At 56.9% G+C, this 14,565-nt stretch carries 11 protein-coding genes; all 11 read right to left on the bottom strand.

Annotation, left to right across the window (positions count from 1 at the left end):
• Nucleotides 1–659 (bottom strand): ABC transporter substrate-binding protein (locus QD409_RS34070; protein WP_430764904.1); only part of this gene is annotated, 659 nt, incomplete at its 3' end.
• 562 nt (nucleotides 660–1,221) lie between these two features.
• Nucleotides 1,222–1,476, bottom strand: a complete 255-nt coding sequence (locus QD409_RS34075) for a hypothetical protein (protein ID WP_430764905.1) — start codon at nucleotides 1,474–1,476, stop codon at nucleotides 1,222–1,224.
• A gap of 339 nt (nucleotides 1,477–1,815) precedes the next feature.
• Entirely contained in the window at nucleotides 1,816–2,688 is an 873-nt protein-coding gene (locus QD409_RS34080; RefSeq protein WP_430764906.1) for a class II aldolase/adducin family protein, read from the bottom strand.
• A complete protein-coding gene (locus tag QD409_RS34085; RefSeq protein WP_430764907.1) occupies nucleotides 2,657–4,030 on the bottom strand; it encodes an aminotransferase in 1,374 nt (457 codons plus the stop codon). The genes QD409_RS34080 and QD409_RS34085 overlap by 32 nt, the downstream gene beginning before the upstream one ends.
• A gap of 157 nt (nucleotides 4,031–4,187) precedes the next feature.
• The gene (locus QD409_RS34090) at nucleotides 4,188–5,105 is read right to left on the bottom strand and encodes a LysR substrate-binding domain-containing protein (protein WP_430764908.1); all 918 of its coding nucleotides are present in this window, start codon (nucleotides 5,103–5,105) and stop codon (nucleotides 4,188–4,190) included.
• 38 nt (nucleotides 5,106–5,143) lie between these two features.
• Nucleotides 5,144–5,875 (bottom strand): enoyl-CoA hydratase-related protein, encoded by a 732-nt coding sequence (locus QD409_RS34095; protein ID WP_430764909.1) that lies wholly within the window; start codon nucleotides 5,873–5,875, stop codon nucleotides 5,144–5,146.
• Nucleotides 5,876–5,912: 37 nt separating this feature from the next.
• The gene (locus QD409_RS34100) at nucleotides 5,913–7,355 is read right to left on the bottom strand and encodes an NAD-dependent succinate-semialdehyde dehydrogenase (RefSeq protein WP_430764910.1); all 1,443 of its coding nucleotides are present in this window, start codon (nucleotides 7,353–7,355) and stop codon (nucleotides 5,913–5,915) included.
• A 57-nt stretch (nucleotides 7,356–7,412) separates the two neighbouring features.
• The gene (locus tag QD409_RS34105) at nucleotides 7,413–9,710 is read right to left on the bottom strand and encodes a molybdopterin-dependent oxidoreductase (RefSeq protein WP_430764911.1); all 2,298 of its coding nucleotides are present in this window, start codon (nucleotides 9,708–9,710) and stop codon (nucleotides 7,413–7,415) included.
• A gap of 22 nt (nucleotides 9,711–9,732) precedes the next feature.
• Nucleotides 9,733–10,500 (bottom strand): enoyl-CoA hydratase/isomerase family protein, encoded by a 768-nt coding sequence (locus tag QD409_RS34110; protein WP_430764912.1) that lies wholly within the window; start codon nucleotides 10,498–10,500, stop codon nucleotides 9,733–9,735.
• A 38-nt stretch (nucleotides 10,501–10,538) separates the two neighbouring features.
• On the bottom strand, nucleotides 10,539–12,635 hold the full coding sequence (locus QD409_RS34115; protein WP_430764913.1) for a hydantoinase/oxoprolinase family protein: 2,097 nt from the start codon (nucleotides 12,633–12,635) through the stop codon (nucleotides 10,539–10,541).
• Between the two features lie 13 nt (nucleotides 12,636–12,648).
• Complete coding sequence (locus tag QD409_RS34120) at nucleotides 12,649–14,478, bottom strand: hydantoinase B/oxoprolinase family protein (RefSeq protein ID WP_430764914.1); 1,830 nt, start codon at nucleotides 14,476–14,478, stop codon at nucleotides 12,649–12,651.
• Nucleotides 14,479–14,565: the final 87 nt, after the last annotated feature.

Consider the following 14,565-nt stretch of genomic DNA (forward strand, 5'->3'; position numbering starts at 1 on the left):
GGCTTATATGATTCTATCATATAAGCGCCCGATCCTGCGGTGTTGTTTTTCAACCATTCCAGCGCCCACGGGTCTTCCGCTGTTGCGTGCTGCTTCGCCAGCTTGGAATTGAAGATCGCGCAGAACGGCAGACCGAGGTTCGGAAGCGCCAGACGGTTAGCGTCAGGCAGATTGATTTCGACTATGTGAGGTCCGGCAATGACGAACTGATCCGTCTTCGTCATACTGCCACTTTGGAGCTGGGCTGGCGCATTAGTTTTAGCCGAAACCATCCGATCAAGTGACCATTTGACATCCTCGGCGGTCACAGGCGAACCGTCGTGCCAAGCCGCGTCGGGCCTCAGATGGAACGTGAGCTTCAACCCGTCGGCGCTCTTCTCCACGCGTTCTGCGAGCTCAGGAACGATAACGCTCTGGTCGAATGTCCATTGACCATCAACCATCTTGCGGCCAAAGCTGATCAGCCTGTCATATACGCTCATGGTCACGCAATAGCTCTCGCGCGAAGCCCCTAGAAGGCTTGAATCGAGAGAATTCACCCCGCCTCCCATCACATGGCGCAATGTCGCCCTACGATCCTGCGCGTGGCCGAGTCCAGCATAGGCTGTAAATCCGAGCGCAAGACTGCCGGCAAGATAAACTCGTCTAGTAATATCCATAATGTTCCCCTTTTTGATTGCGGATATTGTGTTCGCAAAAGGCTTATTGCGGAGGATATTGGCGACTTCTGGGACCGTTTGCGAAGGCGTCGAGTGACGTTATCCCGTAGTTTGGAAAACTGCGTAACTCGCGAAAAGGACAGATTGGCTGTCTTTGAAGCGCAACCTTCTCCTCGCTTTCGATATCATGGCAGCACCTCTATCCGTTCGGCAAATAAGTTTGTGTGATGCAGGGCCATCAAGTGGTGTGACCTCAAAGGCGACAGGGTCTCGTCTAGGTCTCCTCGGCGAAGGTTTAGGTTAACGCACGGAGCTCGCGACGGAACAGCTCCCCCTCGCGGATCTTGCCCGTCTTGCTACCGACGGCTGGCAGCTTCTTGACCAACGCACAGCCTGTCGCCGGCGGCATGGGCCTCCCGCATTGCCGGTAAACGACGCGTTACAATTCGCAAAACAGTTTGCAGAAACGGCTATAGTCGTAGCCATCGGCATGAATGCTGTGATTTTCTTCCTGAAGGGTGAGCAGCGTCACGCCTAACTTCTTAAAAACTCGATAGAAAACCTAGGCCCAGTTTGGCTCCGGCCGCCGCCGCCTGCCCTGCTTGGCCCGGCAATTGAAAAGCCGACCCTTCAGGGCATCGTCCGTTAAGTTATGCGAGAGGGACCAACTTAACCACACCGTCGCGCCCGGCTTGAGGTTGTCCTGCGTGGTGCCGCGGACAATCTCGAGGATCATTTCGATCTCGCCACTGCTGGCCCCGCCTCCGTCAAGCCGGAACATCTGTCCTATAATGGTCAATCTTCTGTTTGCCGGCATCAAAATCTCCTCGGTTACCGGGAGGCTTGATTCCAAAGTTCTTAGCCCAGGGGGATATTCAGAAGAAAACGGCCGGCTTCACGTCGGAATCCCACATATGAGCGTGGCGGACGTTGATCGAGCGGTTACCGACGGCATATCCGGCCGAGCCAACAAATTCGCAAGAATGGACGATGGAACTTGACTGGCGCGAAGCGTCGCCACGTACCGGAACGCTAAGTGTTCGCGTGCGTGACATCATGGAGCGCGATCATGCAAGGGATGGAAGGTCTACACCGATCTGAAAATTGACCGCCCTAGCCGGCTTCTTACGGGCGGGACGCCCTGAGCGCTAATCAATCAGGTCCAGACATCACTTGCATCCGGATCGATTTGGCGAAGCGCAGCGGTCCAGGCCATGTTATACCAAGGCACCATTTCGTCATGTCGGAACTGTTTGGCTGTATGTTCCCGGATTTCCTCGTCAGGGCAGATCACGAGCTCGGCCCCGCCGGATTGCGCGGCGATCTGGGCCTCGCAGGCGCGTTCGAGGAAATAGATATGGTCAAACGCCTCTGGGATCGATCGACCACCAACCAACAGTCCGTGATTGCGCAAGATCATTGCCCGGTGGTTGGGGCCGAGATCACTGACCAGACGATCACGCTCTGCCACGTCCAGCGCGATGCCCTCGTATTTGTGATAGGCAAGATGGCCATAGAACTTCAGCGCGTGCTGACTTATCGGCAGCAGCCCATCCCGTTGCGCTGAGACAGCTATCCCGGCTTTGGTATGGGTGTGCACAATGCAGACCAAGTCATCGCGGACAGCGTGCAAGGCCGAATGTATAACGAATCCGGCCTCGTTAACCACCTGATCCGATGCAGCATTGTCCACTTTCTTGCCATTCAAGTCGATCTTGACCAAATCTGAAGCGCGCATTTCGTGGAACATGCGCCGATAGTCGTTGATAAGAAAGTGATGGTCAGTCCCAGGCGCCCGGGCCGAGATATGCGTGTAAATTAAGTCGGTCCAGCGGTAATGCGCGACAAGCCGGTATAGGGCGGCCAGGTCGCAGCGGATATCCCATTCATCCGGGCTTATCGTATCTGGACGGTGCAACTGCTTATTCATCGGAACCTCAGTTATTTGAACGGTTGGCGAAGGAGCTGTTTTACGGCTTAACAGCTCCATCACGGGGCTAAGCTGCAGCTTTGGCTTTGTGGTAATCATTCATGGCGCCATCCAGCACGATGCGGGTGAGCCGGCCCATTTCAGCGATCTCATCTTCGCTGATGATCAGGGCAGGCGAATAGGCGATTCGGTTTGCCGGCGTCGTGCGCAAAATGATACCGTTTGCCTCCGCGTGCTTGTCGATCAGTTTGTTTATGCCGACCTGCGGCGCGAAGCTCTTGCGTGTTTCCTTGTCGGCAACAATCTCGATCCCACCCAGCAATCCGACGCCCGAAGCAGAGCCTACAAGCGGGTGATCAGTGAGTGAGTCCATCATTTCAAGAAAGCGCGGTTCTAGCGATTTGACGCGCGCAACGATATCGATCTCCTCGTAAATTCTGAGGACTTCCAACGCCACAGCTGAGGCAACAGGGTGTCCGGCATATGTGAATCCGTGCACGAAACTGCCGATGCGATCACTCTCGCTCGTCATGACGTCGAACACGCGCTGATTAAWCAGCAGAGCCGAGATTGGCAGCATTGCCGCAGACAGACCCTTGGCACAGGTGATCATGTCCGGAGAAAGGCCACAGGTTTCAGAGCCCCACATCTTTCCGGTTCGGCCGAAGCCGCAGATCACTTCGTCTGCGACAAAAAGAATGTCATACTTACGCAGGACGGCTTGGATCTTCTTAAAGTATCCAAGCGGCGGCGGCAAAGCGCCCGCGTTGCCTTGAACGGGGTCGGCAAAGAAGGCAGCGATGGTTTCCGGCCCTTCTTTTAGGATCGTCGCCTCCAAAGAGTCGGCTAGGCGCTGGGAAAATTGTTCCTCGGTTTCGCCCGGACTAGCGTTCCGATAGTAGTTCAACCCTTCGGTATGGATGAACCCTTCGAACGGCAATCCGAAGCTGCGGTGATACGCGGCATTGCCAGTCATCGAGATCGCAACGCACGTCGAGCCGTGGTAACTGCCCATGCGGGAAATGATTTTGCGTTTTTCAGGCTTGCCCACACCGTTCCAATAGTACCAGGCCATCTTGACCGCGCTATCATTGGCCTCGGACCCGGAGCATTGCAGCAAAACCTTTGACATCGGCACGGGTGCCAATTGAAGTAGCTTTTCTGACAGCTCGATGGCTGGGCCGTGCGAATACCCCCTGAACAACTGAAAGTAGGGCATCTGTTGCAGGGCTTCATAGGCGACTCTTGCAACGCGCTCATTCTTGAAGCCCAGGGACGAGCACCAGAGCGCAGCGCCGCTGTCGAGAAAGCGCCTGCCGGCGTCGTCGAAGACATAGACCCCTTCGCCATGGGTGATGATATTCGGACCAGTCCGAAGGTGCGTTTGCAGGTTGGTCTGAGGATGGACGACGGATGCGATATCGCGATCGTGGAGGCTCATGTTATTTCTTTCCAAAGCGCAAACTCCGCGTTACAGCCAAGAATCTCTAACCATCAGCTTACAGTCGCGGATGACGTTTCTGTAGCCGCAATCAGGAAATCTGCCATATCCGGCGGCGATGGGTGACTGAGAGGCTTGGAATGGGGGGCGGGCCGCCTCAGAGTGCTGCGAGATCGCTGGCGTCGATCAGGTGGTCGAGAACGGCCCGTTGCGTCGGGGCTAGATCCTTGAGCACACGGACGCAGACATGATGTTCACGTTGGGCCCAGCTATCGCTGATATGCACGGTGACAAGGCCTAGGCGTTCGGCGAACAATAAGGCCGAGCTTGCCGATACGACTCCAATAGCCAGCCCATGGCTTACGATCAAGCAGACCGTGTCATAACCGTCGGCATAGAGTTTCACCTTGAGGTATTGGTTTAGCGCCGCCGCCGCTCGGGTTAGTAGCGGCATAAGCGTGCCTTCCGTTGCCTGTCCGACGACCTCGAATTTCAGGATGTGTTCCATAGAGACCGAGGCATGGCCGGCTAACGGATGGTCAGGATGGACCACCAGGACCAGCGTGTCGCGAAAGATAGGCCGGTGCCAGACCTCCACCGGCGGCACATCTCCGACATAGATGCCGATGTCCGCGGCGTTCTGCCAGACCGCCCGCACCACGGCAGCGTTGGCCCGTTCTTCGAGCACGATTTGCACACCCGGATGCGCTTCGACAAACCGAGGCAGAATGCGGGGAACGAATTCCATCAGGGCTGTTTCATTTGCGCTAAGAACGACGCGGCCGCGCAGACCCTTTCGTGTGGCATCGAGACCCGCCTCAAGCTGGCGAGCTTCGTGCAGCATGGCACGTGAGTGGCGCAGCACTATCATGCCCACATCTGTCACCTCTACGCCCCGTCGATGGCGATTTAGAAGCGCTGAGCCAATCTCAAGCTCTAGAAGCTTGATCCGCTTGCTGAGTGCCGAGGCTGCTATGCCATTGTGGCGGGCGGCTTGAGCAATGCTCTGATGGTCGATAACTGCGACGAAAAGACGTGCAGTTAGCAAATCAAAATGCGCCAGTCCGCGGTTCATATAGGTGTCCTCGCCCGGGAACTCCGAGCAGGTTGATGTCAACGGCCCTCGAAAACGGGACTGCGCTTCTGCCTGAGTGCGAGCAGGCCTTCGTCCCGGTCACGGCTTGATTTGATCCTCGCAATGTCCCGATTAACGCTGGCCGCCTTTTCCGATGGTCCTTCGGGCAGGATTGACGTGTTGACGAAGGATTTGAATAACTCCAGTACCATCGGCGCGGCAGAGCCGATCCTGTCGGCCCATTCCAGCGCAAGATTGACGTGCTCGCCGTTCGGTGTCACCCGATTCACAAAACCGACTTCGTAAGCACGCTGTGCTGTAAGGCTTTCGCCCATGAACATTACCTCCATCGCGATCTTGTGCGGGATGCGCGCGGCAAGGCCCGCAATCATCCCTCCGGTAAATCCGCGATATGCCTCGGGGTAGAAAAACTTAGTCGTGTCGGAGGCTATAAGCAGATCCGATTTCATCGCCATGACCATCGCCCCGCCGACGCACCAACCTGAGGGCGCGAGGATCAGTGGTTTCGACAACTGGAAGCCGATACCCGGAATGCAACGCCACAGTTCCGGCAAATCTTTCACGTCAGCTCCCGAGCAAAACGTTTCGCCCACGCCGGTAAGAACAACGACGCGTTGGTCTGACGCCTCGAAATCCTGAAATGCCTCCTGCACCTCGAATGCGGTCGCACTGTCAATGGCGTTCAGGCGGTCTGGCCGATTAAACGAGATTTGAGTCGTCTTGCCGTGGTTTTCGATGATGAGGGTCATAACTGGCCTATGTCTGTGGATAATAGCCGGCGCGAGTTTACAATGATTGTTCGATGACCAGCCGCTTCGTAGTATAAGATTCGATACCTTCACTTCCACCCTCGCGGCCGTAACCGCTATCCTTGATGCCGCCGAAGGGCGTTTCAGGGAAGGATACCGTCAAGCCGTTGATGGCAACCATACCAGCTTCCACGCGGCGCGACACCTCTGCAGCACGCGTCATAGACTGGGTAAAGCCATAAGCGGCAAGACCATACGGCAGGCGGTTAGCCTCAGTTATGGCATCGCTCATCTCGTCGAACCGGTTGATCAGGGCGACGGGTCCAAAAGGTTCCTCGTTCATGATCCTCGCTGACAAGGGCACATCCGCCAACACGGTGGGCGCAAAGAACGACCCCCGGTTCAGGAGCCTCGAGCCGCCGGTCAGCAGGCGGGCGCCCTGCTCAACAGCGTCGCCGACCAGATTCTCCATCGTGATCATACGCTTCTCGTTGATCAAGGGGCCCATCTCGACGTCGGGCTCAAAACCATCGCCAACTTTTATGTTTGATGCCACCTCTACAAAGCGGGAGAGGAAGGCTTCATAGATTGTGTCTTGGACAACAAAACGCGTGGGTGAAGTGCACACTTGTCCGGCGTTGCGGAACTTCCCCTGCGCAGACATGGTGGCGACCATTTGCACATCGACATCATCGAAAACGATGACGGGAGAATGACCGCCTAGCTCCATCGTTGAGAGCTTCATGTTCTGCGCCGCCATCGCGGCTAGATGCTTGCCGACGGGAACCGATCCGGTGAAGGTAAGCTTGCGTATTATTGACGAGGTCAGCAGGTGATTTGAGATCTGCGCAGGATCACCAAAGACCAGATTGATCACACCGTCTGGCACTCCCGCCGCGACAAACGCTCGGACGATTTCTACAGCTGTGCCAGGCACATCTTCCGCGGCCTTAAGCACGCAGGAACAACCCGCCGCCAACGATCCAGCCAACTTGCGGGTGGGAGAGATGGCCGGGAAATTCCAGGGCGCAAAGGCAGCAACGGGGCCGACCGGCTCCTGCAAAGTGTACAGCCGCATCTCGGGACCGGACGGCACGGTCTTGCCATAGGTGCGCCGCCCTTCCTGCGCGCCCCATTCGATCATGTCGGCCGCTTTGAGTACCTCTCCCTTGGCTTCGGCATAGGACTTGCCTTGCTCCATGGTAAGTATCTCGGCGATACGGAGGGCTCGCTCACGAACCAAGTCTGCGGCCTTTTGCAAAATAACACCGCGTTTGGTGGGACTGGTGTTACGCCAAATTTCAAACCCCTTGGCGGTTGAGGCGAGCGCGGCGTCTAAATCCGCAATCGTGGCATGAGGCAATTGGCCAATCACTTCGCCGGTGGCGGGGTTGATGATGTTTGAGGTCTGGCCCGCGGATCCGCCGCGCCAGACGCCGCCGATGAAGAGTTGAACGTCCGTATATTTGCGCTCGGTCATGGTGATATCCTTGATTGGCTTCTGTTGCGGTCCCCGCGGGATACGGTTCTCGTTTTGTCAGGCGCTGACAAAACGGGGCGGATCAAAAGCTGTGACGGGCGGCGGGTCTTCAATCGGACCGGAGAGCTGCACCAGACACGTCTGTGCCGAGCAACCCTGCGACAGGCCCGAGCAACCGATGTCCAATGTCAGCACATTGGGATTTCCATGCTTCTCTAGATCATCGCCTGGCCGGCGGTCATACCAAGCGCCGGTCGCAAGACGCAGGACACCTGGCATCACCGCATCCGAAACGCACGCGCCGGCAAGACATTTTCCGCGACTGTTGTATAGCATCACGACGTCGCCCTGACTTATGCCGCGCGCGACCGCGTCGTCTGGATGAATATAGACGGGCTCGCGTTGCGCTATCTTGCCGTCGCGGCTCCACGAGGAATGATCGTACTGGCTGTGTAGCCGGCGGGTCGGCTGATCGCTGAGGAGGTGCAAAGGATGGTCCTTCGCGACGACCCCGCCCAGCCATTCTGGAGGTTCCTGCCAATAGACGTGACCAGGGCAGTCTTCCAGTCCGAACCCCGCAATCGTTTTGGAAAACAGTTCGATCCGCCCGGACGGTGTATTCAGAGGATGCGCTACCGGATCGTGGCGAAAGGCATCAAGCATGGAGGTTTGGGTCTCCGGTGACGGTAGAGCGATCAGGCCGTCTTGCCAGAAGGCGTCGAACGGCGGAATTGTGACGCCGGTTTCGGACCAGTCCGCGCGGGTTCCTTCATACAACACCCGCAACCATTCCTCCACGCTGCGCCCTTCGGTGAAGGCAGGCGCAGCGTGCAATCGCTCGGCCAAGGCGGTGAAGATGGCATAGTCGTCTCGTGCTGATCCAGGAGCCGCCAAGACGCGGCGCATCGCAACCAGATATCCTTCGCGGTTAGCGAAAGCGAGGTCGTCACGCTCCAGACTCGTGGTGGCCGGCAGAACGATGTCCGCGTGTTTGGCGGTGGCCGTCCAGAACTGTTCATGCACCACGATTGTCTCAGGTTTCTGCCAAGCTTTTCGCAAGCGGTTCAGATCCTGATGGTGATGAAATGGGTTACCTCCCGCCCAGTAAACCAGTCGAATGTCTGGATAGTTGCGTGTTTCCCCATTGTAGGTGAACGAAGCACCTGGGTTCAACAACATGTCAGCTACGCGAGCAACAGGAATAAAGTCCGTGACTGCGTTATATCCTTGAGACAACGTCGGTCCACGCATCTTACGATCGGGGCTGCCAATGCTGTTCGTCATGCCATAGCCCACTCCGAAGCCGCCGCCGGGAAGACCGATCTGGCCCAGCATCGCGGCAATCAGCACCAGTCCCCAAAAGGGCTGTTCTCCGAACCGCGCCCTTTGCAGCGACCAGGCGGCGTTCATCATGGTGCGTTGCATATGGATCTCGTGAGCAAGCTGGTGGATGCGTGCGGCGGGAACGCCGCAGATGTTGCTGGCCCAGTCGGGTGTCTTTGCCGTGCCATCGGCATGACCCAGAAGATAAGAGCGCACGATCTCGTAGCCGACAGCGTGGCTGTTGAGAAAAGCAGTGTCCGCAAGTCCCTCGCTTTCCAGGACATAGGCGACAGCCAGCATCAAAGCGACATCTGTGTTCGGGCGGATCGGAATCCATTCGATGTCAGCCTCTTCGATTACGAGATTGTCGCGCACCGGGCTGATGTTGATGAAACGGCATCCTGCCCGAGCCAGACCTTTGAGCCCGTCGACCACACGATGTCGAACCGGACCGCCAGCGCTGACTTGTGTATTTTTGACCGGAATACCACCAAACGCAACGAAGAGTTCCGTGTGTGCCTGCATCACCGGCCAGGAGGTGTGAGTAAATTCAAGCTCGGACATAGGCGCCACAATATGACCCATAATCACCTGTGCCGCGGCTATCGAATATGAATCTCGGTGCCGCACATAGCCGCCGATGCTATTGAGAAAGCGATGGATTTGGCTTTGCGCGTGATGAAACCTGCCGGCGCTCGACCAGCCATAAGAACCGCCAAAGATAGCACTGTTACCGAACCGACCGCGCACCCGATCGAGGTCGCGCGCGACAAGGTCTAGTGCTGTGTCCCAAGACACTTCGATGAACGGCTCGTCTCCACGTATGGGCGGAGCCACACCGGGGCCTTCGCGCAGCCAACTCTCTCGAACTGCGGGACGCAGCACACGGCAGGCGGTTTGACCAGCCGCAATCTGGTGAAGTCCGATCTGAGAAGGATCCGGATCCTCCGTGTGCGGCACTAATTCCGGCAACCCGTCGTTCGGCTGGTGTATCTCATATGTGCCCCAGTGCGAGGTAGTATATCTTTTCATCCAACGCTCCTCATCAGTTGAGTCACCGTCCAACAAATTGGGGCAGGCGGCGGGCGGCCATAGCTTCGATTCCCTCCGCAAAGTCCTCGGTCTGGAACTGTATTTCTTGCTGGGCAAGCTCATGACGGGTAGCGGCGACAATATCCGCCGCAAGGGACCCGCGCAGGGTCGCGCGAACGGATTGAACCGCAATCGGTGCTGATGCAGCAATTTCCTGGGCAAGTTCGATTGCGGCATTGCGCAAATCGACAGCCGGGACGAGCACATCGGCAAGATTGATTCGGTGAGCCTCGTCGCCCGTGATGCGACGACCGGTGTAGAACAGTTTTGCTGCTTGCTGCCCGCCGATCACACGTGGAAGGCTTACGCTTAGGCCGAAACCCGGATGAAATCCAAGACGGGTGAAGTTGGCAGCAAACCGGCTTTCAGGCGAGGCAACGCGGAAATCTGCCACCATCGCAACGCCAAGCCCGCCGCCMACGGCTGCCCCTTGGACTGCTGCGACGATAGGAAGGCGGCAACGAAATAGCTGCGCGGCGTAGGTATAGAGGTGATCGTCCATCCCGTCGTGGACGGACCCGACTGTTTCGCTCGCAGGATTGGAAAAGTCAGCGCCGGCGCAGAAATTTTTCCCTCGCGAGCAAAGCAGTATTGCCCGCATACCCTGCGCCTCGAAGCCTTCAAAAGCTTCGGCCAGAGAGCGGATTAGCGATTTGTCAAAAAAGTTGTTTGGAGGGCGGTTCATTTCGGCGATGCCGACAAGACCCGCCGTCGTGGCGATAACATGCATGACCCAGTTCCCTTGTTTTCCGGCGCGATGAGCACGTATCAGGCGACACGGATCCGGCTCTCTTCCACCGGAATGGTTATGAACAGGCCCCGTTGGGCTGTGACGCGTCCAGTCGCACCCGGCGGAATGTAGTTGACGGTCACTGTTTCCTGCACCAAGGCTGGACCAACCATTGTGGCTCCAGGCATCAGTTGCGCACCATCATATATGGGGATGTCGACAGGCCCGCCACATTCACGTAATTCACTGCGAGAGTGCCCAACGAGAGCCGAGGCGGCGGTAGGTGAAATGTCGGTTTCAGCCTCCGTCGGTTCACTTGAGACTGGCCCTATGGCATCAAGGTTCCACTCGGTGAATTCAACCCTTTCGCCTGGCGAGCGCACGGCATAATACGCTTCATGTAAAGCGTGGAAGCTTGCCTCAAGATCCGCAAGACCGGTTTTGTCCAACGAAGCTGCGGTGAAAGGGAGTGTAATTTGCCAAACTTGGCCGGCGTACCGCGCCTCAACGCTGAATTTCAACTCGCGCACTTCATCGGGAACGTCCATCCGATCGAGAAACGCAGTTCCTTCGATGCGCAGCCTTGCAAGCAGTGCATTCACCCCGTCAAGATCGAAATCTTGAGAATGGGTGAACAGCGAATGGGCAAAACTCATCTTGATCGCGCCTGTCATAATGCCATACGCACTGAGAACACCTGCAGCGCGAGGAATAAGGACCTGACGGATTCCAAGTTCGCGCGCGATAGCACCCACATGGAGCCCCCCTGCGGCACCCCCCGATACTAGGGTGAAGTTGCGCGGGTCGACCCCTCGCTTGATGGTAATGTCCTCGATCGCGGAAACCATATTCTGCTCGGCCACCAAGCAGATCAGGTTCGCTGCTTCCCTAACTTCCATTCCTAAAGGTTCCGCAATCTGTTCGCGGATAACACGTTCGGCTGCTTCAACGTCCAGTTTGAACTGCTTGTTGGCGAAGGTTTGCGGCAATATAAATCCCCTCACAACATTGGCATCCGTAACGGTCGGTTTATTGCCGCCGCGTCCGTAGCAAGCAGGGCCAGGCATAGCGCCGGCGCTCTCAGGCCCGACGTGGATGAACCCGCCCGCGTCGATCGATGCGATCGAACCGCCACCGGCTCCAATGGTCTTGACCTCGACCGACGGGACGCCAAACATGTGGTCACCGATCATCCCCTCGCGGTGCATGGGCGTGTCCCAGTCTACGCTGACGCTAACCTCGAAGCTAGTGCCGCCCATATCAGTGGTCAGGATGTTGCCTAGCTCGATACCTTCGGACCGTGCCAGACGGCAACCAGCCTGCGGCGCTGCAGACGGACCTGAAAGACATAGTGAGATCGGACGTTGCACGATCTCCGTCGGTGAGGTGCGACCCCCGCTACTTGTGATGAAGGTCAGCACACCATTGAAGCCTGCGTCAGCCAGCATGGTGTCGATCTCTGTGATCCTGGCCTGTACAAGCGGCTTAAGAGAAGCGTCGATCGCCGCCGCCGATGTGCGCCGGTATTCACGGACTGACGGATTGACCTGATGTCCCAAGCTGAAGGGGATGCCGGGTAATTCCTCGACGATGAGTTCACCGATACGCCTCTCATGTGTAGAATTGGCGATCGACCATATCAATGAGACGGCAATCGCCTCCACCTTGTCCTCGCGGAAGCGGGACAGTGCTTCGCGGACAGCTGTTTCGTCTAGGGCTTTTTCGATGCCACCCTCCGAATTGATCCGCTCGGGAACTCCTATTGTCAAATGCCGAGGGATGTACGGGGCCGGGTAATCCATGTAGAAGTCGTAAGAATCCGGCTTTCCTCCTTCGCGAATAAGAAGCGTGTCGCGAAATCCTTCTGTGCAAATCAATCCGGTTTTTGCTTGCCGTCCTTCGAGAATTGCATTCGTGGCTATAGTCGTTCCACAGGCAAATGACTTGCAATCGTTCATGAACTCGCGTTGAGTCAATCCGAGAGTCTCTGCAATCATTGACACGCCGTTAAGAATGCCTTTGGAAATATTGCTGGGGACGGTCGAGGTTTTGAATATTTCTACCGCTTTGCCGTCGATCCGCAGCACGAGATCGGTGAATGTGCCGCCCACATCGGCGGAAATCTCATATGCCATTCGTGCAAACCTTTCAGGATGTGAACTCGGGTTTAAGGACGATCGGCGTCCGGGAGATTATCTGGTCACGTAGAACCTGCGTGGCGGCAGGATCGGCGCGGAACTCGGATCCGGACCGTTGCAGCACAACGCCGAAAACCTTTCGCGCTCTTTCGATACTTATCCAACCCTCCTGTACATCACGGGCTACAAGGTCGGGCTTGCGGTCGAGCGGATTGCCGTAACCGCCACCACCCGACGCGCGAGAGATAAGTTTCTCCCCGGCGTTGAGTACCACATCAAATGAATTTGGAAGGGTGTGGTGCGCACCGTTACGGCTTTCCCAGAGGACGTCATTCGCGCCGCCTGGTTTGCCGCCAGCGACGCCGAAGGGCGGGAAATCATGCCCCGCAGCGTTGCCGGTATAGCGGATCCCGTCGGTTCGGCTGCGGAAAACGCAGATTGCGCCAGGAGCGCCACACCACTCCCCAGGGCCGCCGCTGTCCACACCGATCTCTAAACGTTCAACGAGCACGGGCTGCTGCTGTTCGACGACTTCGACGCTAGATTGACGCAACTGGCCCATTGAGCCGCTGCCGCCGTGCGTGAACCAACCATCATGTCCCTGCAGCCCAGGTCCGCCCCAGTATCCCATGATAATCTGGTTAACGAAACTTTCACCGCCGCGGCGGCTGTCGCTTCCGCTGACCACGGGACAAGATGCAGGCATGCCTAGAGTGCCACACGCACTGCCCAGACCCTTCTGGATTTCGGCGAAGGCTGAGCGGACGAGTGGTCCAAGAAGTTGCGTCAGATTTGTCGTCGCGCATGAAGTTGCCGCCGGAAATTTTGGCCGCCCTATCGCGGCGCCTTCGCGGCTTAAAATTCGGATACGGCTATAAGCGCCGGTGCTGCGCGGAACATTTGGGCCCAGCACGGTGAGTACAGCCGTCAGGCACGTCGCGCGCATGGTTGCTTCAGTCAGGTTAATTCCGAGCGGCAAATTATCAACATTGTCAGTCAGATCCACGGTGATCATCCCCGCTGCGGGATCGACTTCAACTGTGGCGCGGACCGGAATGCCGTCGGGGTGCAGATCGGTTTCAGAATCGTAACGCTCTTCTCGGGTCACTCGACCTGCCGGCAATTTGCGGATCGCTTCGATCGCCATCGTCTCGGCGTAGATTTGAAATTGCTTGAGGAAACTGCGCACGGTGCCGACACCATACTGCGCACAGATATTCTGCATTCCAATCTCACCGGTACGCACGGCGGCGAGTGTGGCCAAATAGTCGCCGTAAAACTGTTCGGGTGCGCGGATGTTGGCTTTGCAGATATCCACAACTTCGGGAATATCACGATTGTCTCTCTGGATGCGCACGCAGGGCAACTTCAAACCCTCTTCGTAAACATCACGAGACAGCGGTCCGTAGGTTGTGGGAGTTGGAAATCCGATATCCCCAAGGTGAGCGCGTGCTATGGCGTAAAATATTACCTCGCCCTCGAAAAACACAGGGGCGCACAGCGTGAAATCACCACAGTGAGTATTTCCGTGGTAGCCGCTGTTGTTAGCGAAACAATCGCCTGGATGAATGTCGTTCCCGAACTTCGTCGCGACCGCTTTTGAGATTAGATCAATCGCACCAACGTGGACGGGCAGACCCAATGCGGTGCTTACGGTCTGGAAATCACTGTCGGTTACGCTACACGAGAAATCCATCGCGGTGTTGAGTACGCCGGAACGGCCGGTACGAAACAGGGTGTTGATCATATCGCGAATGACTGCTTCGATCCGACGGCGGAGAACCACCATCGTGAACATATCGAGGTTCGTTTCACCCTTGTTAGGTATAACGTCATTCATTAGGAAATTCTCCAAGAAATGCCGATGCTGGAGCCTCCGGGTATCTAATTCAGACAGGATCGGAGGGCTGTCAGTAGGGTGTCATGC

Origin of the sequence: Rhizobium sp. BR 315 (assembly GCF_050577975.1) — a bacterium.
GTDB classification, from domain to species: Bacteria; Pseudomonadota; Alphaproteobacteria; order Rhizobiales; family Rhizobiaceae; genus Rhizobium; species Rhizobium miluonense.